This is a genomic window from Niallia yueguangensis, from assembly GCF_052663115.1.
Genome location: NZ_JBQTCX010000030.1, coordinates 1 through 25,458 on the forward strand (window position 1 = coordinate 1; position 25,458 = coordinate 25,458).

A 25,458-nucleotide genomic window follows, 5' to 3' on the forward strand; every position below is an offset into this window, starting at 1 on the left:
GAAAAGTTTAAAGTGATGATACTTTAAACTTTTTTTGTGTCTAAAAATTTCTCCGTAGCCTTCCTGCATGCTTATTCTTCAAATTAGGCAGATAAATACTTCTATCCATATCTTCATTCTATTTACATATATGTGGAAAGATATTCCCCCTAAATTTTTGAAAACATCTAAACCTTATAACATCAGTATAACGAAACATGGTTGGATTTATTTCTTCTGACATTAGAAGGTCGCCTATATAAAGTGATTTAAACGAGTATCTTCATTATATAGTAATAATATAGGTAGCTCTGGAAAACTTTAAATTCTATGGATCAATGTTCAGAGAGGTACAATTGTCGATATAAAGACATGGCGTCCTAATCGCCCATACCCTAGCTCTTGTGTAAAATAACCCTTTGCCTCTAAAATTAATCGCACTTTCTTGAGTCAATTGAATATTTTTCTTCAAGGCCGAACAAGGTGCTTATGTTTTGTTCAACGCTGTTTTCTCAAAGTTTGTTGTTTTTTACATAAAAAAACATTTAGAAAAGTGTTTCTTAGCAGTCTGCATACACGTAGACTCCTGTGGGAATGCGAGAAAGACGAGACCCCACAGGAGCGTATGCGACGAGGAGGCTCGACGCTCGCCCACGGAAAGCGAAGTGTATGCAGACTGCGTGCTTAAAGCAACAATCTATACGTAAACAGCCTTGTTCAAAGATAAAAAACTATAAATTTTTGAAAGTAGGCGAGTGTCTAGCTCAAGTACCTTTATGATAAGTTAACATCGAATCGCCGTGCCTACATTTTTCTTTATCTCTATTTAATTGGCTAAACAGAGAAGCGAAAAAAAATAAGAGGAGCAGACTATCAGTAAACGCCCCAGAAGAAACAACTATTCAACGTCTATATAATCTATTTTCAGTAAAACTCAACTAACCATCAGATGGAAAGTGCATCACCTAATCATTAGTTGACCTTATTTCATACTAAGCGTTTCATTCCATACTTCGTAATGGGTATTTTGCAAAATAACAAAAAAATGTTAAGAAATCTTACATAATATAAAGCTTAATATATAACCTTTTTTGTGGAATGAAAATATTTCCTGCCAAAGGAATATAGAACAAGAGTTGAGCAAGGATAGTTTCAGAAGAAAAAAAGCGATTATTTTGTGAAAAAGAATGAAAAAATAAACCTAAAACATTATTTTTCTTTGTTTAGTTCTGATAAAACAGGTAAATATAAAAGTAAGGTAGCTATTATAAACAATGTGATATAAAATGAGTTTAAATTAAGTAGTTTTGAAATTATTTCTATCTAAATAAGATCTAAAAAAGTTTGGGTGATGGAGAAGTAAACAGTAGAAAAAGTACTTTCTGTTAGGCTTTTTTTATCAATTGCAGAAGGTTGCCTGAGATCTATTGAACGTGTGGTGATTGTAGTTTTTTGTTCCTCGAATTATGTTTAAAAGGTCATATTTTGTGGTTTCGTTGGAGATTAAGTTATCAAGTATGTAGTTAGCTTTTTATCGGGAGTTTTCGGATCTTACTGCCTGTTATGTGAATTAAACATTTATTTAGGAAGTGAACTTTATGTTAGCGAACAGTATAACAATGGTACTAATAATTTTGCTTATTAATATTGTATATGTTTCTTTTTTTACCATTAGAATGATATTAACATTAAAAGGACAAAGGTATTTCGCAGCTGCTTTAAGTGCGATAGAAGTAGTTATTTATGTAATAGGATTAGGTTTAGTATTGGATAACTTAGATGAAATACAAAACCTGATAGCATATGCAGTTGGTTATGCTATTGGTGTAATTGTCGGTATGAAGATAGAAGAAAAACTCGCGTTAGGATATATAACAGCTAATGTCATAACAAAAGAATATGACAAGAATTTACCAAAAATTTTAAGGGAGCAAGGATATGGTGTTACTAATTGGCAGGCAAACGGCTTAGAAGGTGACAGAATGGCTTTGCAAATTTTAACACCAAGAAAATATGAGCTTCGCTTATATCAAACAATTAAAGAAATTGATCCGAAAGCATTTATTATTGTTTATGAACCAAAAACAATACATGGTGGGTTTTGGGTAAAGAGTGTAAGGAAAGGAAAATTATTTCATGGGGCAAAAAATGAAATTCGAAGTGCAGGAAAATGAAACAATTGTGGAATGCATAGATCGGATGAAAAAAGAAGGCTATACTCCGGTTAAAAGAATTGAAAAACCTATTTTTAAAGAGCAAATCACAAATGGACAAACATCGTATGAACCTATATCAAGGAAAATCATTTTTGAAGCAATTAAAAACTAGAGGTAAATCCCGAACATTAGTAGTTGATAATGTATAATTGTTCGATTTTTTCTAGTTGACAATGTATAAAAATGCTTGTTAATATGATATAGTGTTAAGGCAAAGAAAATAAAAAATCAAATTTAATAGCCCTCATATAATAATGGGAATATGGCCCATAAGTTTCTACCCGGCAACCGTAAATCGCTGGACTATGAGGGAAAGTTTATGATGCCAGTAGAAGAGTAGTTTGTCTATTTCTTCTATCGAATGAGCCCTGGACGGATACTTTCTCTCTAAATAGTAGAAGAATCCGAATAGGGCTTTTTATATGGAAATAACGATTAAGAATCAGGAGGGGAAACATGACCGCTCAAATTGGCGTTATCATGGGCAGTAAATCAGATTGGGAAACAATGAAACATGCGTGTGACATACTAGATCAGCTTGAAGTAAGCTATGAAAAAAAAGTAGTTTCAGCACACCGCACTCCTGATTTAATGTTTGAATATGCAGAAGAAGCAAGAAGCAGAGGAATTAAAGTTATTATTGCTGGAGCAGGTGGAGCAGCTCACTTGCCAGGTATGGTTGCTGCTAAAACGACCTTACCAGTTATCGGTGTACCAGTGCAGTCAAAGGCTCTAAATGGCATGGATTCATTATTATCGATTGTACAAATGCCAGGAGGAGTACCAGTTGCAACGGTAGCAATCGGCAAAGCTGGTTCAACAAATGCAGGTATTCTTGCAGCTCAAATTCTTGGTGCTACAGATTCTGAATTAGCAGATAGAATTGCGCTTATGAGAGAAAAAACAAAAAAAGAGGTTATGGAAAGTAGTGATGAACTTGTCTAATACAATGATTCTGCCAGGTCAAACGATCGGGATTATTGGCGGGGGACAATTAGGAAGAATGATGGCACTTGCAGCTAAAGTGCAAGGCTTTCGCATTGCTGTATTAGATCCAGTGGAAGACTCACCTTGTGGTCAAGTGGCAGATATTAAAATAGTTGATGCATATAACAGCATTTCTGGAATTCAGAAACTGGCAAATATCAGTGACGTCATCACGTACGAATTCGAAAATATCGATGCGGAAGCATTAGAATGGCTTAAAAATAATGCAAATGTGCCACAAGGGTCCACACTATTGGAAATAACCCAAGATAGAATTAAAGAAAAGCAGGCAATAGAACAAGCTGGTGTAAAGGTTGCACCGTTTAAAATAATAGAAAAAAGCACAGATATTAAAACCGGTTTAGAGGAATTAGGATATCCAGCTGTTTTAAAAACGGCTCGTGGAGGTTATGATGGAAAAGGTCAATTTGTCATAACAGACAGCAGTCAAATAGCAGAAGCAGAAGTCCTTTTAAATAATGGACCTTGTGTATTAGAAAAATGGATTCCTTTTGAAAAAGAAATTTCTGTTATTGTAACAAGAAGTGGAAAAGGAGAAAGCACTGTTTTTCCAGTAAGTGAAAATATTCATATTAATAATATTTTACATGAATCAATTGTTCCAGCAAGAATTAGCGATTATGCAAAAGAACAGGCAATTGAAAAAGCCACTATGCTGGCTGAACATTTGAATTTAGTTGGTACATTGGCTGTAGAAATGTTTCTTGCAGCGAATGATGATATTTATATTAATGAATTAGCTCCAAGACCACATAATTCAGGACATTATACAATTGAGGCTTGTGAAACTTCTCAGTTTGAACAGCATATACGTGCAGTCTGTAATTGGCCGCTAGCTAGTACAAGATTATTAAGACCTGCTGTAATGGTTAATATTCTAGGTGAGCATCAAGAGCAAATTATCAACAAAATTTCAGATCTTCAAGATTGGAAAATCCATTTATATGGGAAAGAAGAACCGAAAGAAAAAAGAAAGATGGGTCATGCTACATTGCTTCGTTCATCTGTTGAGATTGCTTTAGATGAAATTGAGAATACTAACATTTGGAATGTACAGACAGAAAAAATCGGAGGATAAAAGATGATTGAACGTTACACAAGACCAGAAATGGGAAATATTTGGACAGAACAAAATCGCTTTCAAGCATGGTTAGAAGTAGAAATTCTTGCATGTGAAGCATGGGTAAAGCTTGGAGAAATTCCAGAAGAAGATGTAAAAAAAATTCGCGAAAATGCTTCTTTTGATATTAAACGCATTCAAGAAATTGAGTTGGACACAAGACATGATGTGGTTGCATTTACAAGAGCGGTTTCAGAAACGCTTGGAGAAGAAAGAAAATGGGTTCATTATGGTCTAACTTCTACTGATGTTGTAGATACAGCAACGTCCTACTTAATTAGACAGGCAAATGAAATACTGTTAAAAGATATTGAAAACTTTATCGAAGTATTAAAAAATAAAGCCCAAGAGCATAAATATACCGTAATGATGGGGCGTACTCATGGAGTTCATGCAGAACCGACGACATTTGGTCTAAAGCTGGCATTATGGCATGAAGAAATGAAGCGCAACTTAGAAAGATTTAAAGCAGCTGCTGCTGGTATTGAATATGGTAAAATTTCTGGTGCTGTTGGAACGTATGCAAACATCGATCCTTTTGTTGAAAAATATGTATGTGAGCAATTAGGCTTAAAGCCTGCTCCTATTTCTACTCAAACATTACAACGGGACAGACATGCAGACTATATGTCTACACTTGCGTTAATTGGAACATCAATTGAAAAATTTGCTGTCGAAATCCGCGGACTGCAAAAAAGTGAAACACGCGAAGTAGAAGAATTTTTTGCAAAAGGGCAAAAAGGATCTTCCGCTATGCCACATAAACGCAACCCAATCGGTTCTGAAAATATGACTGGTCTTGCTAGAGTCATTCGTGGTTATATGTTAACTGCATATGAAAATGTACCGTTATGGCATGAAAGAGATATTTCTCATTCATCAGCAGAACGTATTATTATTCCAGACGCTACAATCGCGTTAAATTATATGTTAAACCGCTTCAGCAATATCGTGAAGAATTTAACGGTATATCCAGAAAATATGAAGCGCAATATGGATCGTACATTAGGCCTAATCTATTCTCAACGTGTTTTATTAACATTAATTGATAAAGGTTTAACAAGAGAAGAAGCATACGATACGGTTCAGCCAAGAACAATGGAATCATGGGAGAAACAAGTTCCTTTCCGTCAGCTTGTTGAAAACGATGAAGTTATTTCATCTAAATTAACAAAAGAAGAACTCGATGATTGTTTTGATTACAATTTCCACATTAAACATGTAGATACGATTTTTACAAGACTTGGTCTTTAAGAAGAAGTGAATGGTTAGGCCCCTCTTCAACAGGGGTCTGATCCCTTCTAAAAAGCAAGTTTAATAGATTTTCGTTTTATCCCTAATTTTTTTGATAAGGAGACTCTTAACATGGAAAAGAGAGCTTTATTGTATGAAGGAAAAGCTAAAAGAGTATATGAAACAAATGATGAAAATGTAGTGTGGTTAGAATATAAAGACGCTGCAACTGCGTTTAATGGCGAAAAAAAAGCAAGCATCACTGGTAAAGGCAGATTAAACAATGAAATTACCAGCTTATTGTTCTTAAAGTTAAAAGAACTTGGAGTAAATTCGCATTTTATTAAAAAAATTTCTGAAACAGAGCAGTTAGTGGAAAAAGTAACGATTATTCCATTAGAGGTAGTTGTACGTAACGTTGCAGCTGGCAGTATTTCAAAAAGATTAGGAATAAAAGAAGGTCTTCCATTATCAAAACCAATGGTAGAATTTTATTACAAAGACGATGAGCTTGGCGATCCTTTGATAACGGAAGATCATATCGAAGAATTAAAGCTTGCCACAGTGGATGAAGTAAAAACATTGAAAAAGAAAGCACTAGAAGTTAATACAGTATTAAGTGAATTCTTTTCTGAATTAGGCATTCAACTAATTGATTTTAAATTAGAATTTGGGAAAAATAATAACGGGGATATCTTGCTTGCAGATGAAATATCACCTGACACATGCCGTTTATGGGATAAAGAAACAAATGAAAAACTGGACAAGGATGTTTTTCGCCGCGATTTAGGAAATTTAACAGAAGCTTATCAAAATATTTTAGCAAGATTAGGGGGACAACAGCATGTATAAAGTTAAAGTATATATCACATTAAGAGAAAGTGTATTAGATCCACAAGGGAACGCAGTAAAAAGCTCATTGCATTCATTAAACTATAATGACGTAAGTGATGTTCGCATCGGTAAATATTTAGAGCTTACGATTGAGAAATCAGATCAAGATCTTGATAAGCAAGTAAAAGAAATGTGCGAGCGTTTATTAGCAAATACAGTAATTGAAGATTATAGCTACGAGGTTGAGGAGGTTGTTGCACAGTGAAATTCGCAGTTGTCGTATTTCCAGGGTCCAATTGTGATGTCGACATGTTCCACGCAATTAAGGATGAATTAGGGGAAGAAGTAGAATACGTTTGGCATGACGCAGAAAGCTTGGATGAGTATGACGGAATTTTACTGCCAGGCGGTTTCTCTTATGGAGACTACTTGCGTTCTGGTGCAATTGCTCGATTCAGCAACGTCATGAAAGAGGTTGTAAAAGCTGCTGAAGCAGGTAAACCAGTTTTAGGAGTATGCAACGGTTTTCAAATCTTGTTAGAGGCAGGCTTGCTTCCAGGGGCAATGAGAAGAAATGAAAGTTTGAAATTTATATGCCGACCTGTTGAATTACAAGTAGTAAATAACCAAACGATCTTCTCTTCCAGCTATGAAGAAAAAGAAGTTATTTCTATTCCGATTGCTCATGGAGAAGGAAATTACTATTGTGATGAAGAAACATTAGCATCTTTAAAGAAAAATAATCAAATTGTATTCACATATAGTGGGAAAAATCCAAACGGCAGCTTAGAAGATATTGCCGGTATTATAAATGAAAAAGGAAATGTATTAGGCATGATGCCTCACCCAGAAAGAGCTGTAGATGAGCTTCTAGGCGGAGCAGATGGTCTAAAGATTTTCCAATCAATCGTAAAACAGTGGAGGGAAGCAAATGTCATTAATGCTTGAGCCAAGTCCAGAACAAATTAAAACAGAACAAATTTACAAACAAATGGGTGTAACGGACGAAGAATTTGCGATGGTGGAGAAAATTCTAGGACGTCTTCCTAATTACACAGAAACGGGTTTATTTTCCGTTATGTGGTCTGAGCACTGCAGCTATAAAAATTCAAAACCGGTATTAAAGAAGTTTCCAACAACTGGTCCTCAAGTATTGCAAGGACCTGGAGAAGGAGCAGGAATTGTTGATATTGGCGATGGACAAGCGGTTGCTTTCAAAATTGAAAGTCATAATCATCCATCTGCAATTGAGCCATATCAAGGTGCTGCAACAGGGGTAGGCGGAATCATTCGTGATGTATTTTCCATGGGTGCAAGACCGATTGCGATTTTAAACTCTTTACGTTTCGGTGAATTAGATAATGCACGTACGAAATATCTTTTTAAAGAGGTAGTAGCAGGGATTGCTGGCTATGGAAACTGTATCGGTATTCCAACGGTTGGCGGCGAAATCGCTTTTGATAACTCCTATGCTGGAAATCCACTAGTAAATGCGATGTGTGTAGGTTTAATTAATCATGAAGATATTAAAAAAGGGCAGGCACATGGTGTTGGCAATACGGTTATGTATGTTGGAGCAAAAACTGGCCGTGACGGAATTCATGGTGCTACATTCGCTTCAGAAGAGCTGACTGAAAACTCGGATGAAAAGCGCCCGGCAGTTCAAGTTGGCGATCCATTCATGGAAAAGCTATTGCTTGAAGCATGTTTAGAATTAATTCAATCGGATGCACTTGTAGGAATACAAGATATGGGAGCAGCAGGTCTTGCAAGCTCTAGCGCAGAAATGGCTAGTAAAGCTGGATCTGGAATTGAAATGAACTTAGACTTAGTTCCGCAACGTGAAACAGGGATGACTGCATATGAAATGATGTTATCAGAGTCACAAGAACGCATGTTGATCGTTGTGAAAAAAGGAAGAGAGCAAGAAATCAAAGATCTTTTCCATAAATACGATCTAGAAGCAGTTGCGATTGGAAAAGTAACAGATGATAAGATGCTTCGTTTGCTGCATAAAGGAGATATCGTTGCAAACGTACCGGCAGATGCACTGGCAGAAGATGCTCCAGTTTATCACAAGCCATCCAGTGAGCCACAGTATTTCCGTGAGTTTCAAGCAATGGAAAATACAGTGCCTGCAGTGGAAAACTATAGCGAAACACTTATTAATCTATTAAAACAACCTACAATTGCAAGTAAAGAATGGGTTTATGATCAATATGACTATATGGTACGTACTAATACAGTTGTATCACCAGGTTCAGATGCTGCAGTTGTCCGCATTCGCGGTACACAAAAAGCTTTAGCTATGACAACTGACTGTAATGCTCGATATTTGTATCTTGATCCGCAAACTGGCGGGAAAATTGCAGTTGCTGAGGCGGCTCGAAATATCGTATGTTCAGGTGCAGAACCATTAGCGATTACAGATAACTTAAACTTTGGAAATCCAGAAAAACCAGAGATTTTCTGGCAGATTGAAAAAGCAGCTGAAGGGATTAGTGAAGCTTGTTTAACACTAAATGCCCCAGTAATCGGCGGAAACGTATCTTTATACAACGAAACAAATGGAACGGCTATTTACCCAACTCCAGTAATTGGCATGGTTGGTTTAATAAAAGATACTAAACATATTACTACGCAACAATTTAAAGAAGCTGGTGACTTGATTTATCTATTAGGTGAAACTAAAGATGAATTTGGTGGAAGTGAGCTTCAAAAATTAATAAATGGTGCTATTACAGGTAAATCACCAGAATTAGATTTAGAAAAAGAAAAAGCGTATCAAGCTGTTGTGTTAGAAGCAATCCGTTCAGGTCTTGTAGCATCTGCTCATGACTTAGCAGAAGGTGGATTAGCTGTTGCTGCAGCGGAAAGTTTAATCGGGTCTAAAGGATTAGGGGCTAAAATTGACACAACTGGAAACCCTGTTTCTGCATTATTTAGTGAGTCTCAATCTCGTTTCCTAATTACCGTTAAACCAGAAAACAAAGCAGCATTTGAAAAGTTAGTTCCAGCAGCATTGATTGGAGAAGTAACAGACACAGCCGTTCTTAACATTAGCCAGGGGGAAAATATTCTGATAAATGAACAGGTAGAATCATTAGAGAATGCCTGGAGAGGAGCAATTCCATGCTTGCTGAAATAAGAGGCTTAAATGAAGAATGTGGAATTTTTGGTGTATGGGGGCATGGAGATGCTGCACAAGTTACCTATTATGGACTTCACAGCTTACAACATCGTGGCCAAGAAGGTACAGGCATCGTTGCAACAGACGGAGAAAAATTAAAAGGAATGAAAGGCGAAGGCCTTGTTGCTGAAATTTTTACACCGGATGTAATGAAAGAATTGACTGGTAAAGCAGCTATCGGTCATGTTCGTTATGCAACTGCCGGCGGTGGAGGATATGAAAATGTCCAGCCGCTTCTTTTCCACTTTCAAAGCGGTAGCATGGCGCTTGCGCACAATGGAAACTTAGTAAATGCTACTGCATTAAAAAGTCAGCTAGAAGCACAAGGAAGTATTTTTCAAACAAGTTCTGATACAGAGGTTGTTGCACATTTAATAAGAAGAGGCGGTTTCTCTGATTTTAATGAACGTGTAAAAAATGCCTTATCGATGATTAAAGGAGCCTATGCATTTTTAATCATGACAGAAACGGAATTAATGGTTGCATTAGATCCAAACGGCATGAGACCACTTTCTTTAGGAAAATTAGGGGATGCTTATGTGGTAGCATCGGAAACATGTGCATTTGACGTAGTCGGTGCTGAATTTATTCGCGACGTTTTACCAGGCGAGTTATTAATTATTGATGATAATGGCTTCCGCTCTGAAATGTTTTCTGTTGCATCTAATCCTGCGATGTGTGCAATGGAATACGTTTATTTTTCAAGACCGGACAGCAATATTAATGGCATAAATGTTCATACAGCCCGTAAAAATCTTGGAAAAAGATTAGCTGTTGAAGCACCGATTGAAGCAGATGTGGTAACAGGGGTACCTGACTCGAGTATTTCTGCAGCAATTGGGTATGCGGAAGCAACTGGCATTCCTTATGAATTAGGGTTAATTAAAAATCGTTATGTTGGCCGTACATTCATTCAACCATCCCAATCATTAAGGGAGCAAGGGGTAAAGATGAAGCTTTCTCCTGTTCGTGGCGTTGTCGAGGGAAAACGAGTGATTATGGTGGATGATTCGATTGTTCGTGGGACTACAAGTAAACGTATTGTCACGATGCTAAGGGAAGCAGGAGCAACGGAAGTACATGTTTTAATCAGTTCTCCTCCTATTAAAAACCCTTGTTTCTATGGAATTGATACATCAACAAAAGAAGAATTAATTGCTTCCAAATATGCTGTAGAAGAACTTCGTGAATTAATTGGAGCAGATTCTTTAACCTTCTTAAGTACAGAAGGAATGATTGATGCAATCGGCGGAACAGATGATGGAGAGACGAAAGGGCATTGTTTAGCTTGTTTTACAGGTAAGTACCCAACGGAAATATATCCATCAACTGTACATCCAACGGAAAAAGTGTAATCCAGATGAGCAGATTCTCTCTGTTAATTGACAGTGCAGAATACACGAACCATTTTATAAAAAAGAAAAAGCGGCATGTTAGTATGTCGCTTTTCTTTTGAAAAAGACCTTATCGTATAGAACTATTATTAAGAGTAAAGTATATCATTAAATTTTAACTTATATTTCTAATTAAGTGAGAGTGAAATGCGAAGATATACTATAGGAGGAAAAACAATGGCTGAAGCTTATAAACAAGCAGGAGTAAATATTGAAGCAGGATATGAAGCTGTTACAAGAATGAAAAAACATGTAAAGAAAACGATGAGACCAGGTGTATTAGGCGGACTTGGTGGATTCGGAGGAATGTTTGATTTATCTGTATTAAATTTAAAAAATCCTGTATTAGTTTCAGGAACAGATGGTGTTGGAACGAAGCTTATGCTTGCTTTTATGTTAGATCAACATGATACGATAGGCATTGATGCTGTAGCAATGTGTGTTAATGATATTGTCGTGCAAGGAGCAGAACCAATCTATTTCCTTGATTATATCGCTTGTGGAAAAGCAGAGCCGGCAAAGATTGAAGCAATTGTAAAAGGAATAGCAGATGGCTGTGAGCAGGCAGGCTGTGCATTAGTAGGCGGAGAAACTGCAGAAATGCCAGGAATGTATAGTGAAGAAGAGTATGATTTAGCAGGATTTGCAGTTGGTGCTTGTGAAAAGGAAAACCTTATTACAGGGGAAAAGATTAAAGCAGGAGATGTGTTAATTGGTCTTGCTTCAAGCGGTATTCACAGCAACGGTTATTCACTAGTAAGAAAACTGTTTTTGGAAGAAGCAAAAATGTCATTAACGGACTATGTTGAGGAGTTAGGCTGCACGCTTGGAGAAGAGTTGATTAAGCCAACTAAAATATATGTGAAGTCAGTGTTGTCTGTACTAAAACAATTCGAAATAAAAGGTCTTGCACATATTACAGGAGGCGGTTTTATTGAAAATATTCCACGTATGCTTCCAGAGGGATTAGGAATGGAACTTCATGAGAGCAATTGGGAAGTGCCGGCAGTATTTCAATTGATGGAGTCTATCGGAAAGCTGAATCGCAAAGAAATGTACAATATATTTAATATGGGAACAGGCATGGTTTTGGCTGTGGATTCTAATATTGCAGAAGAAGTGCTTAGCCATTTTGCAAGTATTGGTGAAAAAGCTTATACACTTGGAAAGGTAACGGCAGATGGTGAAATAAACATCGTCTTGAAATAGTGGAGGAATAGAAATGAAAAATATTGCTATTTTTGCATCAGGCAGCGGATCGAATTTTCAGGCAATAGTTGATGCCGTTGAAAGCAAGGAAATCCAAGCTAATATAAGCTTATTAGTATGTGATAAACCAGGGGCTTACGTGTTGGAGCGTGCAGAAAAACATCAAATTCCTTCCTATGTTTTCTCTGCAAAAGAATTTCAAAGTAAAGCGGAATATGAACAAGAAATCTTAAAAGAATTAAAAGCAAAGAAGGTAGAACTTATTATTCTTGCAGGTTATATGCGATTAATCGGTGATACGCTTTTACAGGCATATCCACAGAAGATTATTAATATTCATCCTTCTTTACTGCCGCTATTCCCTGGTAAAGATGCTATCGGACAAGCATTAGAAGCAGGAGTAGAAAAAACGGGAATAACCGTTCATTATGTGGATGAAGGAATGGATACGGGGCCAGCTATTGCTCAGCAGGAAGTAATGGTTGAAGAAAATGAAACAAATGAAAGCTTGCAAACAAAGATTCATGCATTAGAGCATAAACTTTATCCACAAGTTATTAAAACATTGCTTGAAACAAAATAATAAAAAATGCAGCAGGTTGTCTACATATTAATTGGAGGGTAAAAGCACATGAAAAAAAGGGCGTTAATTAGTGTATCAGATAAAACTGGAATTACGGATTTTGCAAAAGAACTGCATGATCTAGGATATGAATTAATTTCAACAGGTGGAACTAAAAAGGCTATACAAGACAGCGGTATTCCTGTATTAAGTGTTAGTGATGTAACAGGGTTTCCAGAGATTTTAGAAGGAAGAGTAAAAACACTTAATCCATATATTCATGGAGGCTTGCTTGCGAAATTTGACGAACCTGGTCATCAGGAGCAGTTAAAAGAGCATAAGATTGATCCTATTCAAATTGTTTGTGTGAACCTTTATCCATTCCAACAAACGATTGCAAAACAAGATGTAACAGTAGAAGATGCTATTGAAAATATTGATATTGGTGGACCAACAATGCTGCGTGCATCTGCTAAAAACCATCAGTATGTAACAGTTGTAGTAGATCCGGTTGATTATGCAACCGTTATAGATGAGTTAAAGCAAACAGGTGACGTAAACTTTGAAACAAGACGCAGACTTGCTGCAAAAGTATTCCGTCATACTGCTTCTTATGATGCAATGATCGCTCAATATATGACGGAACTTACAGAAGAAGAAACGCCTGAAAAATTAACCGTTACTTATGAATTAAAGCAATCTTTACGCTATGGCGAAAATCCACATCAAAGTGCGGCATTTTACAGAAGACCATTAGGATCTGACTTCTCAATTGCCAATGCAACACAATTGCACGGAAAAGAGCTATCTTATAACAATATTAATGATGCAGATGCAGCAATTCAAATTGTAAAAGAATTTAGTGAGCCTGCAGCAGTTGCTGTTAAACACAGCAATCCGTGTGGTGTAGGAACAGGAGAGGATATCTTTACTGCTTTCTCAAAAGCGTTTGAAGCAGATCCAGTATCTATTTTTGGCGGTATCATTGCCCTTAATAGAGAAGTGGATGCACAAACAGCTGAAAAACTTCGTGAAATTTTCTTAGAGATTATCATCGCTCCATCTTATTCAGAAGAAGCATTGACGATTTTACAAGGGAAAAAGAATTTACGTTTATTAACAATTCCATTTGCTGGTGAAAATAAAAAAGAGATGAAGTTTACTTCAATTGAAGGCGGATTATTAACACAGGACTTCGATCGTTATACGTTGGATGATGCGACTATTTCGATTCCTACGGAAAAGCAGCCGACTGAAGAAGAGTGGGAAGCATTAAAATTCGGATGGAAAGTCGTTAAGCATGTAAAATCCAATGCAATAGTGGTAAATGATAAAGAAATGACGCTTGGTATTGGTGCTGGTCAAATGAATCGTGTAGGAGCTGCAAAAATTGCACTAGAGCAAGCTGGTGAAAAAAGTGTTGGCGCAGTATTAGCATCTGATGCATTTTTCCCAATGGATGATACGGTAGAAGCAGCTGCTAAAGCAGGAATTACGGCAATTATTCAAACAGGTGGAAGTATAAGAGATGAAGATTCCATTAAAAAAGCGAATGAATATGGAATTGCGATGGTCTTAACTGGAGTAAGACATTTCAAACATTAAACCTTTAGCTGGAGGATGGAGACAAAAATGAAGATACTCGTAATTGGGCGCGGCGGAAGAGAGCATACCATTTGTACAAAGGTGAAGGAAAGCGATAAAGTAGACACTGTTTTTGTTGCACCTGGAAATGTTGGGATGACGGATGTAGCAGAGCGTATTCAAATCAAAGAAACAGATGTAGAAAAACTAGTCGATTTTGCATTAACAAACAAAATTGATTTAACTATTGTTGGTCCGGAAGTTCCTTTGCTTGCTGGTGTAGTAGATAAGTTTGAAGAAGCTGGTTTAAAAGTGTTTGGTCCAAAGCAGAAAGCAGCTGAAATCGAAGGAAGCAAGTCTTTTGCGAAAGATATTATGAAGAAGTATGAAATTCCTACTGGTGAATATGCTACTTTTTCAAACTATGAAGAAGCAAAAGCTTATATTGAAGAAAAAGGTGCACCTATTGTTATTAAAGCAGACGGTTTAGCTGCTGGAAAAGGTGTAACAGTTGCAATGACAATGGAAGAAGCTTTAGCTAGTATTGAAGAAATGCTGCTGGACGAAAAATTTGGTAGTGCATCTGCAACGGTTGTTATCGAAGAATTTCTAGCTGGTGAGGAATTCTCCTTAATGTCCTTTGTGAACGGCGAAACGGTTATTCCACTTGAAATTGCTCAAGATCATAAACGTGCTTATGATGGAGACAAAGGCCCAAATACAGGGGGGATGGGAGCTTATTCACCTGTTCCACACATTCCGGAAAGTGTTGTACAAACAGCATTAGAAACGATTGTTAAACCGACTGCAAAAGCACTTGCACAAGAAGGAAGAAATTTTACCGGTATATTATATGCAGGTTTAATCGCAACGGCTCAAGGGCCAAAAGTAATTGAATTTAATGCACGACTTGGAGATCCTGAAACACAAGTTGTATTACCGAGAATGAAATCTGACTTGGTAGAAGTGCTATTGGCCGTTTTAGCAGGAGAAGTGCCAACAATTGAGTGGTACGACGAAGATATGTTAGGGGTTGTCATTGCATCAAAAGGATACCCTGGCGACTATGAAAAAGGTGCGGTCATAAAAGGACTCGACAAAATGGAAGATGTGTCTATTTTTCATGCTGGAACGAGTACAAATGATCAGGGAGATTTTGTTACAGATGGTGGCCGAGTATTGCTTGTTGCAGCCAAAAGCACTACATTAAAAGAGGCACAAACAAAAGTGTATAAAGAATTAGATAATAAATTAGAGAGTGATGGCGTATTTTATCGTCATGACATCGGGTTTAAGGCTATTAAAGAATAAAACCAAAAGGGACAGATTTTTACAAATTACTGTAGAAATCTGTCCCTTATTTTATTAGGTAAGAAAGCATTCTGGAGTTTGACGGGTGTCTAGCTTTAGCGCCTAGCCCCTAGCCCCTGTGAAAGATAACCTCTTGTCTCTAAAAGTAAAAAACACTTTTTGAGCCAAGAGAACATTTTTCTTCGGGGCTGAACAAGGCGCTTCCGCTTTTCTTATTTCATGTCATCCGGAGAAAAAACAGTCGATGGATTAAATTCTTCCATTATTTCAGCTACTTCTTTTGAAGAAGTATTTACATGATCTTTTTTGTTTGCTTGTTTTTGTTGATTGCTTTGTTTTATAGGAAAAACATCGTTTTTATTATTATATAAGGCAGTAACAGGACAGAAGCGAACAATTCCTTCTGCTATTTTCATGGCAGCAAGCAGCATGATTAAAAGATAAGATTGTTTGTATTCACGTCTTGCTAGTTTGGCAGTGCTCCATGCTAAAAAAGTAAATCCGAAAGTGATGCGAATCAGTGCATTAATTAAGCTAATATTCTGTTTTGGGTTCATAAAATGTTTCCTCCTGTATACATAAAATTAACAAAGTGGTAATAGTTATGAAAAAGCGATATGATAAAATAATAATATTGTAAACATTTTCATTGATGATACCTATATAAAGTTAATATATGAAAATATTTCCGTGAATAATAGGGCGAATGGAAAAAGGGAGGCGAAACAAAATGTTCAATCAACGATACCGTTGGAAAAACAAAGAGCTGCGTGATCATGTTGATGTTTTAAATGGTGAAATATCTCCAACAATGGTCCTTCAAAATGCAACCTATTTAAATCAAATATTACGGAAATGGATGCAAGCTAATATTTGGATTTATCAAGACCGCATTGTTTATGTTGGAAAAGAAATGCCAAATTATATTCATGATTGTGAAATAATTGATTGCACATCAGAACTGCTTGTACCAGGATATATAGAACCACATGCACATCCTTTTCAAATTTATAATCCCCTAACGCTTGCACAATATACATCACAATATGGAACAACAACACTTATTAATGATAATTTAGTTTTAGCTATGCAGATAAACAAAAAGAAAGCGTTTTCCTTTTTGCGGTTTATGAGAGATATTCCTTCCTCCATCTATTGGTGGTGCAGATATGATGCACAAACGGAATTAAAGGACGAAGATACGGTTTTTTCTCATAGTGATATAAAAAGCTGGTTAAATCATGATAACGTTCTTCAAGGTGGAGAATTGACTGCGTGGCCGAAGCTGTTAGACGGTGATGATATGATTCTGCATTGGATGCAAGAAACAAAAAGAATGCGCAAACAAATAGAAGGACATTTTCCAGGAGCTTCGGAAAAAACACTGGCAAAATTAATGCTGCTTGGAGTGGATGCGGACCATGAAGCAATGACAGGAACAGAAGTTTTAGACCGCCTGCTTCAAGGGTATATGGTGACATTACGATATTCATCAATTCGCCCGGATTTGCCTAAACTTTTACAAGAAATTCAAGCATTAGGAATTAATCAGTATGATAAATTTATGTTAACGACAGATGGATCGCCTTCTTATTTTTATGAACAAGGACATATTGATCACTTAATACACATAGCTATTAATCAAGGGGTGCCATTAATAGATGCTTATAATATGGCTACGATCAATATCGCCAAATACTATCATATAGAGCATTTGCATGGAAACATAGCAACAGGGAGAGTAGCCAATATTAATTTTTTATCATCTAAAAATAACCCAACTCCAGTGTCAGTAATGGCAAAAGGTGTATGGGTCAAAAAAGAGGGTAAAGAAATCAAAAATGCTTTTCCATCTATCAATTGGCATGAATATAATTTATGTCCATTAGATTTAGATTGGAATTTGAGCCCGCATGATATGGAGTTTTTTATGGCATTTGGAATTAAATTAGAAAATTCTGTCATCACAAAGCCGTATTCTATTTCTTTAAATGTTGTAGGAGATACATTATCTAAAGACCATGATGAATGTTTTTTTATGCTGTTAGACAGGAGAGGAAAGTGGAGAATTAATACGTTTTTAAAAGGGTTTACAAAAGAGATAGACGGCCTTGCCAGCTCTTATACCGGAGATGGGGATATTATATTATTAGGAAAAAAGCAGGATGATATGATAAAAGCCTTTAATAGGTTAAAAGAATTAGGCGGCGGAATCGTGTTATTTAAGGATGGCAAACTCATTCTAGAAATTTCTCTTCCCTTGAAGGGGATGATGGCAGATATGCCCATTCAGGACTTAATCAAAAAAGAAAAGGAATTGATACAAATAATAAAGGAAAATGGTTTTCCATTTGAGGATCCTATGTACACATTAGTTTTCTTTTCTTCTACTCATTTGCCATATATAAGAATAACGCAAAAAGGATTATTTGATGTGATGAATAAAAATGTACTCTTTCCAGCGATAATGCGTTAAAATATAAAAGAGTCTACTTCTATATGATGGATATTCCGATAGTTATAGGAAATTATGACAAAAAGTAAAATGATATCATTTTATATCAAAGTGAATAGATAATAAAAATGCTTCGCTTCTACAAAAAACAAGGATTTCAATAGGTAAGAAAGTAAAAATTTTTGAACTTTAGATGAGTGTCTAGCTCCAGCGCTGAGCAAGGCGCTTGCGCTTTTCTTATTAGGAGGTTCTATGAAAAAGATCTGTATTTTTCTTTTGCTTATAATATTGCTAACTGCATGCAGTAAAGAGGCGGAAGAGGTTAACAAACATAATGAAAATAATCAAACCGGTATTGCCGCAAAGGATGACAAAGAGGTTAAGGAGCTGGCATATACATATCCGCTGACAGGTTTGGTTAGTAAGGAAAAAAGTACGGATAGAGCAATAGGAGTAATGATTAATAATCATCCTGCTGGGAGACCACAATCAGGTTTATCAAAAGCAGATGTTGTGTATGAAGTACTAGCAGAAGGAGATATTACAAGATTTCTTGCGATATTTCAAAGTGAAATACCAGAAACAATCGGACCAATTCGAAGTTCGAGGGAGTATTATATACACCTTGCAAAGGCATATAATACTTTATACATTGCTCATGGGTACAGTCCGGAAGCAAAAAAGCTTTTAACGAAAGAATATATTGATAATTTAAATGGTATGCAATATGATGGCACTCTTTTTAAAAGAGCTTCAAACAGAGTGGCTCCCCATAATTCTTATATTAGCTATAGCAATATATTAAAGGGTGCGGCGATGAAAAAGTATAAAATGGACGAACCGCCAAGATCTCTCGCTTTTTTAAAAGATTCGGATATAGAAAAAATAGCTGGAGAAACAAACAATACAGTCGATGTTAAATTTGGCTCTAATGTTCAATTTAATTCCGAATTTAAATATGACAGCAGCTTACAAAAATACTTGCGTTTTTCAAACGGTCAACAAACAGTTGATTATAATACAAATGAGCCTGTCGCAGTAGATAATGTTTTTATTGTAGAGGCTAAACATTCTATTGTTGACAGTAAAGGAAGAAGAGAAATTGATCTTAAATCAGGTGGGAAAGGCTATTTATTGCAAAAAGGCAAGTGGCGGGAAGTTGAATGGAAGAATATAAATGGTCGAATACTTCCGGTTGAACATGATAAGCAGTCAGGCCTTGTACCTGGGAAGACATGGATAGACATTATACCTTCTAATCCTGGAATAAATGCAGCCGTTTCTTTGAAATGATAAAACTTAAGTGAATTTTTATGGAGGTATGAAAACATGCAAATTGATAAATTAAGGGGGAAAGAATTGGATCAATTATTTCATTCCATTCTTTCTTTGGAAAATTTAGAAGAATGTTATCAATTTTTTGATGACTTATGTACAATAAATGAAATTCAGTCATTGTCACAACGACTGGAAGTGGCAAGAATGTTAAGAGAAGGCAATACATATCATACGATTGAAAAAGAAACAGGTGCCAGCACAGCAACTATTTCACGTGTGAAAAGATGTTTAAATTATGGCAATGACGCATACGAAATGGCTTTAGAAAGAATTAAAAAAGAAGAAAATCCAACAGAATAAAATGGAAGAAAAGTAGGCAAAATGCAGCCTGCTTTTTTTGTTGGTTAGGAAAAGGAAGTGACTATATTAGATAATTATAAAAGGCTGTTTTCTCAAAGTTTGTTGTTTTTTACGCAAAAAAATGGGAGAAGAAGTACTCAGCAGACTGAATACACGTAGACTCCTGTGGGAATGCGAGAAAGACGAGACTTAAGCAGAGCGTATGCGACGAGGAGGCTCGACGCTCGCCCACGGAAAGCGAAGTGTATTCAGGCTGCGGGATTAAAAGCAACATTCTTTACGAAAACAGCCTTATAAAATGAAACCTTTGTTTGAATAAAACGTCCTAATTAAGTGAAAGCTTGACGATTATTTTTGTAGAATTACTAGCTTTTCGCCTTCTTATTTCCAGCAAATATTTACATCCAAATAACCTTTATGATTTCTTTTTAGAAGTTATTACAAATGCTATAATGATGGAATGGACTGTTAGAATGGAGGAAGTATGCATGTATAATGTTCGTGAGTGGCGTCACGTTTTTAAGTTAGATCCTAATAAAGAAATATCAGAGGAAAATTTAGAGGAAATTTGTGAATCCGGTACAGATGCAATCATCGTTGGAGGGACGGACGGAATTACTTTAGAAAATGTGTTGAGTCTTATGTCGCGCATCCGTCGATATACGGTGCCTTGTGTGCTGGAGGTTTCTACAATAGAATCTGTTACACCAGGATTTGATCTGTACTTTATTCCAACTGTTTTGAATAGCCCTGATACAAGATGGGTGACAGGGTTGCATCACGAAGCAGTAAAAGAATATGGAGAAATAATGAACTGGGATGAAATATTAGTACAAGGCTATTGTATTTTAAATAAAGACTGCAAAGCAGCAGCATTAACCAATGCAAATGCTGATTTATCAGAAGAAGATGTTGCAGCATTCGCCATGATGGCAGAAAAGATGTTCCATTTGCCTATTTTTTATTTAGAATATAGCGGAACACAGGGTGATCCTAATATAGTGAAGGCTGCGAAAAAAAGTTTAAAGAATACTACCCTCTTTTATGGAGGAGGCATTCAAAGCTTGGAAGATGCAAAAAAAATGGCAGAACATGCGGATGTCGTGGTAGTTGGCAATATTATTTATGAAGATATAAAGGCTGCTCTGCAAACGGTTCAAATTAAAATGGAAAGCGTTGAATGAAGGGGAAGAAAAGATTAAAATAGAATATATGTTCTTATGGTGGTGAAGGAATGAAATTTTTAACAGATAAAATATTAAATGGTTTAAATCCCGAACAAGAAGCTGCTGTAAAATCAACAGACGGACCATTGTTGATTATGGCAGGTGCGGGAAGTGGAAAAACGAGAGTATTAACACAGAGGATTGCTTATTTGATGGTGGAAAAAGGAATAAATCCTTATAATATTTTAGCGATTACTTTTACAAACAAAGCCGCAAAAGAAATGAGACAAAGGATTGCGACAGTATTAGGGGGAGCAAGTGAGGACATTTGGATATCCACTTTTCACTCGATGTGTGTAAGAATTTTAAGAAAAGATATTGATCGGATCGGCTATAATCGCAATTTTACTATTTTAGATACAACCGATCAGCAATCCGTTGTAAAAGGTATTTTAAAAGATCGAAATATTGACCCGAAGAAAAATGATCCACGAGCAATTTTGGCAAGCATCAGTTCTGCGAAAAATGAACTGGTGACGCCAGAAGAATTTGCGAAGACGGCAGGGGATTATTTTTCTCAAATAGTAAGTGATGTGTATACAGAATATCAAAAACGTCTGCGCAAAAATCAGGCACTAGACTTTGATGATCTTATTATGCAAACGATTCATCTATTTCAAAGAGTACCTGAAGTTTTAGAATATTATCAACGCAAGTTTCAATACATTCACGTGGATGAGTATCAGGATACCAATAAATCCCAGTATTTTTTAGTAAAACAATTAGCAAGCAGGTTTCGTAATCTTTGTGTAGTTGGTGACTCTGATCAATCCATCTACCGTTGGCGTGGAGCTGATATTACCAATATCCTTTCATTTGAGAAAGACTATCCTAATGCAAAGGTCGTTATGTTAGAACAAAATTACCGCTCCACTAAAACAATTCTGCAAGCAGCAAATAAGGTAATTGAAAATAATGCTGGACGCAAGGAAAAAAATCTTTGGACGGAAAATGAACAAGGAAATAAAATTTATTATTACCGTGCAGACAGTGAACAAGGTGAAGCACAATTTGTGATTGGGAAAATACAAGAAGTAAGAAGAGAAACATCGTTAAACCTGTCTGATATCGCCATCCTTTATCGAACAAATGCACAATCCCGTGTGATGGAGGAAATGCTTTTGAAATCCAATATTGAGTATTCAATTGTTGGAGGAATAAAGTTCTACGATAGAAAAGAAATTAAAGATACATTAGCTTACTTGCGATTAATTGCGAATCCGGATGATGACATCAGCCTGCAGCGGGTTATTAATGTTCCGAAAAGAGGAATTGGTTCGACTTCGATTGATAAAATTGCCAACTTTGCAGCGATGCATGATATGTCCATGTATCAAGCGTTAGATGCAGTGGAACTGATTGGTCTAAGTCCTAAAATCACAAAAGCTGCAACAGAATTTCGCAATTTAATCCGCAATTACAGTGACATGCAGGAATATTTATCAGTAACGGAACTAGTGGAAGAAGTAATAGAGAAGTCAGGCTATATCGAGATGTTAAAAGCGGAAAAATCAATTGAAGCACAAAGCCGCTTAGAAAATATCGAAGAATTTATGTCGGTAACCAAAAACTTTGAAGATTCTAATGACGATAAATCGTTAATCGCATTTTTAACCGATTTAGCACTTGTTGCTGATATTGATAAATTAGATGAAGATGGAAATCAAGCAGATTCTGTTGTGTTGATGACACTTCATTCAGCAAAAGGATTAGAGTTCCCAGTTGTTTTTTTAATTGGAATGGAAGAAGGCGTATTTCCACATTCTCGCTCTCTTGTTGAGGAAGTAGAAATGGAAGAAGAAAGGCGGCTTGCGTATGTGGGGATCACAAGAGCAGAAAAGCATTTATACTTAACAAATGCGCAAATGAGAACCCTTTTTGGCAGAACAAATATGAATCCTCCTTCTAGATTTATAAAGGAGATACCAGAGGAATTGCTTGATGGTCTAATGCCGCAAAGAAGAAACAGTGCGCAATCAACAAGCAATCTGTTCTCACGTCCAGCCCAACAAGGGGTGCGGAAAGCGGTTATTCGTCCTGCAGCAACAACCACTGGTGGAGAAGGCATCAATTGGAGTGTTGGCGACAAAGCAGCTCACGGAAAATGGGGTGTTGGAACAGTTGTTAGTGTCAAAGGAGAAGGAGATTCAAAAGAACTGGATATTGCCTTCCCTAGTCCTGTAGGAATTAAAAGATTGTTGGCTAAGTTTGCGCCGATTCAGAAAGCATAACAGGGAGTGTTCAAAAAGTTCGGAGAGCCTCTTTTTCTTAAAAGAATAAGAAAGAAAATTTTAAACCTAGTTTAGTGTCTGGCTCCGGCGCCTAGCCCCTGTGAAAGATAACCTCTTGCCTCTAAAAGTAAAAAACACTTTTTGAGTCAAGAGAACATTTTTCTTCGGGGCTGAGCAAGGCGCCTGCGCTTTTCTTATTGTCCGCCTTTTTGAACACTCACTTATATATGAAAAGAAAGGAATAGAATAATGGATGCAAAAACAGCAGAAAAAAGAGTAAAAGAACTGCATAATTTATTAAACCAATATAATTATGAATACCACGTTCTCGATAATCCTTCTGTTCCTGATGCAGAGTATGATGCTTTATTAAAAGAGCTAGTTCACTTAGAACAGGAATTTCCGGCGCTAAAAACGATGGACTCCCCATCGCAGCGCGTAGGTGGAGAAATTTTAGACATGTTTTCTAAGGTACAGCACCAAAAGCCAATGCTAAGTTTAGGCAATGCATTTAATGAAGCCGATTTACGTGATTTTGACAGAAAAATACGTCAAGCAATTGGCGATGACTTCACATATGTATGTGAATTGAAGATAGATGGGCTGGCTGTTTCTTTGCGTTATGAAGATGGTTTGTTTGAGCAAGGAGCAACAAGAGGAGATGGAACCACAGGTGAAGATATTACCGCCAATCTTAAAACGATTCGTTCTATTCCGTTAAGACTGAAGCAGCCTGTTAGCATCGAAGTTCGCGGGGAAGCATTTATGCCGAAAAAATCCTTTATCGCCTTAAATAAAGCAAGAGAAGAAAAGGAAGAAGAGCCTTTTGCGAACCCACGGAATGCTGCTGCTGGATCCTTAAGGCAATTAGATCCTAAAATTGCGGCATCTCGTAATTTAGATATTTTCGTATATGGTATTGGTGATGTAGGCGAAACAGGAATTCAATCACATAGTGAAGGATTAGATTTATTAGATGAAGTAGGGTTTAAGACAAATAAAGAAAGAAAAAAATGCCCTACAATCGAAGAAGTTTTAGCCTTTGTGGATGGCTGGCAGGAAAAGCGTCCTCATTTGGCTTATGAAATTGATGGAATAGTAATTAAAGTAGATCGTTTAGAGCATCAAAACAGCTTAGGTACAACGGCAAAAAGTCCAAGATGGGCAATAGCGTACAAATTTCCGGCAGAAGAAGTCGTAACTAAACTGTTGGACATTGAGCTTACTGTCGGCAGAACTGGGGTTATTACACCAACTGCATTGTTAGAACCAGTAAAGGTAGCGGGAACAACGGTAAGAAGGGCATCCCTTCATAATGAAGACCTTATTAGAGAAAAAGACATTAAAATCGGGGATAGTGTAGTAGTAAAAAAAGCTGGCGATATTATCCCAGAAGTAGTGAATGTTCTTGTAGAAAGAAGAACAGGGGATGAGGAAGATTTTCTTATGCCAACACATTGCCCGGAATGTGAAAGTGATCTCGTCCGAATTGAAGGCGAAGTAGCATTACGATGCATCAATCCTAAATGCCCTGCCCAAATAAGAGAAGGGCTGATCCATTTTGTTTCTCGAAATGCGATGAATATAGATGGATTAGGGGAACGTGTGATTAGCCAGCTGTTCACAGAAAAGTTAATTGAAGATGTTGCAGATTTGTATGCCTTGACATATGAACAGCTGATTCAATTAGAAAGAATGGGCGATAAATCTGTTACCAACTTATTAAATGCGATTAAAGCGTCTAAAGAAAATTCTCTTGAAAGGCTATTATTCGGCCTAGGCATTCGCCATGTAGGGGCAAAAGCAGCAAAAACGATAGCAATGGAATTTAATAGCATAGAGATGCTGTCAAAAGCAACAAAGGAAGAATTAACGGCAATCAATGAAATCGGCGAAAAAATGGCAGATTCTATCGTAACTTTTTTTGAACAAGAGGAAGTAAAAGCCCTTATAGATGAACTTCAGACTGCTGGGGTTAATATGACGTATACTGGACCGAAACCAGTACAAGCTGAAAATACAGATAGTATATTTGCTGGAAAAACGATTGTTTTAACAGGTAAACTAGAGCAGCTTTCACGTAATGAAGCGAAAGAAAAAATAGAACGATTAGGCGGTAAAATTACGGGAAGCGTCAGCAAAAAAACAGATATAGTAATAGCTGGTGAAGATGCAGGAAGCAAACTTACGAAGGCAGAGCAATTAGAAATTGAGATTTGGGATGAGGAAAAGCTTGTCGAAGAATTAAAGGTTAAAGGTGTGTTGTAA

At 36.7% G+C, this 25,458-nt stretch carries 21 protein-coding genes and 1 riboswitch; of the genes, 20 read left to right on the forward strand and 1 reads right to left on the reverse strand.

What is annotated here, in order from left to right:
• Positions 1-1,577 precede the first annotated feature (1,577 nt).
• The 14 genes from ACTYA4_RS20000 (at position 1,578) to purD (ending at position 15,640) form a co-directional block, all read left to right on the forward strand.
• A complete protein-coding gene (locus ACTYA4_RS20000) occupies positions 1,578-2,153 on the forward strand; it encodes a DUF2179 domain-containing protein (RefSeq protein WP_443483298.1) in 576 nt (191 codons plus the stop codon).
• Positions 2,128-2,307, forward strand: coding sequence for an NETI motif-containing protein (locus ACTYA4_RS20005; protein ID WP_443483299.1), 180 nt, complete (start codon positions 2,128-2,130; stop codon positions 2,305-2,307). The genes ACTYA4_RS20000 and ACTYA4_RS20005 overlap by 26 nt, the downstream gene beginning before the upstream one ends.
• A gap of 112 nt (positions 2,308-2,419) precedes the next feature.
• Positions 2,420-2,521, forward strand: a riboswitch (purine riboswitch).
• 130 nt (positions 2,522-2,651) lie between these two features.
• Positions 2,652-3,140 carry a 5-(carboxyamino)imidazole ribonucleotide mutase gene (purE, locus tag ACTYA4_RS20010; RefSeq protein WP_443483300.1) on the forward strand — a complete coding sequence of 163 codons (489 nt, stop codon included), beginning with the start codon at positions 2,652-2,654 and terminating at the stop codon, positions 3,138-3,140.
• Positions 3,127-4,281 (forward strand): 5-(carboxyamino)imidazole ribonucleotide synthase, encoded by a 1,155-nt coding sequence (gene purK, locus ACTYA4_RS20015; protein ID WP_443483334.1) that lies wholly within the window; start codon positions 3,127-3,129, stop codon positions 4,279-4,281. The genes purE and purK overlap by 14 nt, the downstream gene beginning before the upstream one ends.
• A gap of 3 nt (positions 4,282-4,284) precedes the next feature.
• A complete protein-coding gene (gene purB / locus ACTYA4_RS20020) occupies positions 4,285-5,577 on the forward strand; it encodes an adenylosuccinate lyase (protein ID WP_443483301.1) in 1,293 nt (430 codons plus the stop codon).
• Positions 5,578-5,688: 111 nt separating this feature from the next.
• A complete protein-coding gene (gene purC, locus ACTYA4_RS20025; protein ID WP_443483302.1) occupies positions 5,689-6,408 on the forward strand; it encodes a phosphoribosylaminoimidazolesuccinocarboxamide synthase in 720 nt (239 codons plus the stop codon).
• The gene (purS, locus tag ACTYA4_RS20030) at positions 6,401-6,655 is read left to right on the forward strand and encodes a phosphoribosylformylglycinamidine synthase subunit PurS (RefSeq protein ID WP_443483303.1); all 255 of its coding nucleotides are present in this window, start codon (positions 6,401-6,403) and stop codon (positions 6,653-6,655) included. The genes purC and purS overlap by 8 nt, the downstream gene beginning before the upstream one ends.
• Positions 6,652-7,338, forward strand: coding sequence for a phosphoribosylformylglycinamidine synthase subunit PurQ (purQ, locus tag ACTYA4_RS20035; RefSeq protein WP_443483304.1), 687 nt, complete (start codon positions 6,652-6,654; stop codon positions 7,336-7,338). The genes purS and purQ overlap by 4 nt, the downstream gene beginning before the upstream one ends.
• Positions 7,322-9,538 carry a phosphoribosylformylglycinamidine synthase subunit PurL gene (gene purL / locus ACTYA4_RS20040; protein ID WP_443483305.1) on the forward strand — a complete coding sequence of 739 codons (2,217 nt, stop codon included), beginning with the start codon at positions 7,322-7,324 and terminating at the stop codon, positions 9,536-9,538. The genes purQ and purL overlap by 17 nt, the downstream gene beginning before the upstream one ends.
• Positions 9,523-10,935, forward strand: coding sequence for an amidophosphoribosyltransferase (purF, locus tag ACTYA4_RS20045; RefSeq protein ID WP_443483306.1), 1,413 nt, complete (start codon positions 9,523-9,525; stop codon positions 10,933-10,935). Before purL ends, purF begins: the two co-directional genes overlap by 16 nt.
• A gap of 216 nt (positions 10,936-11,151) precedes the next feature.
• Complete coding sequence (purM, locus tag ACTYA4_RS20050) at positions 11,152-12,183, forward strand: phosphoribosylformylglycinamidine cyclo-ligase (protein ID WP_443483307.1); 1,032 nt, start codon at positions 11,152-11,154, stop codon at positions 12,181-12,183.
• A gap of 13 nt (positions 12,184-12,196) precedes the next feature.
• The gene (purN, locus tag ACTYA4_RS20055; RefSeq protein ID WP_443483308.1) at positions 12,197-12,766 is read left to right on the forward strand and encodes a phosphoribosylglycinamide formyltransferase; all 570 of its coding nucleotides are present in this window, start codon (positions 12,197-12,199) and stop codon (positions 12,764-12,766) included.
• A gap of 48 nt (positions 12,767-12,814) precedes the next feature.
• Positions 12,815-14,350, forward strand: a complete 1,536-nt coding sequence (gene purH, locus ACTYA4_RS20060; RefSeq protein ID WP_443483309.1) for a bifunctional phosphoribosylaminoimidazolecarboxamide formyltransferase/IMP cyclohydrolase — start codon at positions 12,815-12,817, stop codon at positions 14,348-14,350.
• Positions 14,351-14,377: 27 nt separating this feature from the next.
• A complete protein-coding gene (gene purD / locus ACTYA4_RS20065; protein ID WP_443483310.1) occupies positions 14,378-15,640 on the forward strand; it encodes a phosphoribosylamine--glycine ligase in 1,263 nt (420 codons plus the stop codon).
• A gap of 212 nt (positions 15,641-15,852) precedes the next feature.
• Here purD and ACTYA4_RS20070 read toward each other — a convergent pair whose 3' ends face one another.
• The gene (locus ACTYA4_RS20070) at positions 15,853-16,197 is read right to left on the reverse strand and encodes a YgaP family membrane protein (RefSeq protein WP_445505850.1); all 345 of its coding nucleotides are present in this window, start codon (positions 16,195-16,197) and stop codon (positions 15,853-15,855) included.
• Positions 16,198-16,370: 173 nt separating this feature from the next.
• Between ACTYA4_RS20070 and ACTYA4_RS20075 the strand changes: the two genes are divergently transcribed.
• The 6 genes from ACTYA4_RS20075 (at position 16,371) to ligA (ending at position 25,458) form a co-directional block, all read left to right on the forward strand.
• On the forward strand, positions 16,371-18,116 hold the full coding sequence (locus ACTYA4_RS20075) for an adenine deaminase C-terminal domain-containing protein (protein ID WP_443483312.1): 1,746 nt from the start codon (positions 16,371-16,373) through the stop codon (positions 18,114-18,116).
• Positions 18,117-18,347: 231 nt separating this feature from the next.
• Positions 18,348-19,388 carry a DUF3048 domain-containing protein gene (locus ACTYA4_RS20080; RefSeq protein ID WP_443483313.1) on the forward strand — a complete coding sequence of 347 codons (1,041 nt, stop codon included), beginning with the start codon at positions 18,348-18,350 and terminating at the stop codon, positions 19,386-19,388.
• Between the two features lie 36 nt (positions 19,389-19,424).
• Entirely contained in the window at positions 19,425-19,733 is a 309-nt protein-coding gene (locus tag ACTYA4_RS20085) for a YerC/YecD family TrpR-related protein (protein ID WP_443483314.1), read from the forward strand.
• A gap of 488 nt (positions 19,734-20,221) precedes the next feature.
• Entirely contained in the window at positions 20,222-20,917 is a 696-nt protein-coding gene (gene pcrB, locus ACTYA4_RS20090) for a heptaprenylglyceryl phosphate synthase (RefSeq protein ID WP_443483335.1), read from the forward strand.
• A 50-nt stretch (positions 20,918-20,967) separates the two neighbouring features.
• Positions 20,968-23,190, forward strand: coding sequence for a DNA helicase PcrA (pcrA, locus tag ACTYA4_RS20095; RefSeq protein ID WP_443483315.1), 2,223 nt, complete (start codon positions 20,968-20,970; stop codon positions 23,188-23,190).
• A 249-nt stretch (positions 23,191-23,439) separates the two neighbouring features.
• The gene (gene ligA / locus ACTYA4_RS20100; RefSeq protein WP_443483316.1) at positions 23,440-25,458 is read left to right on the forward strand and encodes an NAD-dependent DNA ligase LigA; all 2,019 of its coding nucleotides are present in this window, start codon (positions 23,440-23,442) and stop codon (positions 25,456-25,458) included.

Bases quoted from the DNA above. Each gene is read 5' to 3' on its own strand.
- ACTYA4_RS20000 (WP_443483298.1), top strand. From the start codon at position 1,578: ATGTTAGCGAACAGTATAACAATGGTACTAATAATTTTGCTTATTAAT.
- ACTYA4_RS20005 (WP_443483299.1), top strand. From the start codon at position 2,128: ATGAAATTCGAAGTGCAGGAAAATGAAACAATTGTGGAATGCATAGAT.
- purE (WP_443483300.1), top strand. From the start codon at position 2,652: ATGACCGCTCAAATTGGCGTTATCATGGGCAGTAAATCAGATTGGGAA.
- purK (WP_443483334.1), top strand. From the start codon at position 3,127: ATGAACTTGTCTAATACAATGATTCTGCCAGGTCAAACGATCGGGATT.
- purB (WP_443483301.1), top strand. From the start codon at position 4,285: ATGATTGAACGTTACACAAGACCAGAAATGGGAAATATTTGGACAGAA.
- purC (WP_443483302.1), top strand. From the start codon at position 5,689: ATGGAAAAGAGAGCTTTATTGTATGAAGGAAAAGCTAAAAGAGTATAT.
- purS (WP_443483303.1), top strand. From the start codon at position 6,401: ATGTATAAAGTTAAAGTATATATCACATTAAGAGAAAGTGTATTAGAT.
- purL (WP_443483305.1), top strand. From the start codon at position 7,322: ATGTCATTAATGCTTGAGCCAAGTCCAGAACAAATTAAAACAGAACAA.
- purF (WP_443483306.1), top strand. From the start codon at position 9,523: ATGCTTGCTGAAATAAGAGGCTTAAATGAAGAATGTGGAATTTTTGGT.
- purM (WP_443483307.1), top strand. From the start codon at position 11,152: ATGGCTGAAGCTTATAAACAAGCAGGAGTAAATATTGAAGCAGGATAT.
- purN (WP_443483308.1), top strand. From the start codon at position 12,197: ATGAAAAATATTGCTATTTTTGCATCAGGCAGCGGATCGAATTTTCAG.
- purH (WP_443483309.1), top strand. From the start codon at position 12,815: ATGAAAAAAAGGGCGTTAATTAGTGTATCAGATAAAACTGGAATTACG.
- purD (WP_443483310.1), top strand. From the start codon at position 14,378: ATGAAGATACTCGTAATTGGGCGCGGCGGAAGAGAGCATACCATTTGT.
- ACTYA4_RS20070 (WP_445505850.1), bottom strand. From the start codon at position 16,197: ATGAACCCAAAACAGAATATTAGCTTAATTAATGCACTGATTCGCATC.
- ACTYA4_RS20075 (WP_443483312.1), top strand. From the start codon at position 16,371: ATGTTCAATCAACGATACCGTTGGAAAAACAAAGAGCTGCGTGATCAT.
- ACTYA4_RS20080 (WP_443483313.1), top strand. From the start codon at position 18,348: ATGAAAAAGATCTGTATTTTTCTTTTGCTTATAATATTGCTAACTGCA.
- ACTYA4_RS20085 (WP_443483314.1), top strand. From the start codon at position 19,425: ATGCAAATTGATAAATTAAGGGGGAAAGAATTGGATCAATTATTTCAT.
- pcrB (WP_443483335.1), top strand. From the start codon at position 20,222: ATGTATAATGTTCGTGAGTGGCGTCACGTTTTTAAGTTAGATCCTAAT.
- pcrA (WP_443483315.1), top strand. From the start codon at position 20,968: ATGAAATTTTTAACAGATAAAATATTAAATGGTTTAAATCCCGAACAA.
- ligA (WP_443483316.1), top strand. From the start codon at position 23,440: ATGGATGCAAAAACAGCAGAAAAAAGAGTAAAAGAACTGCATAATTTA.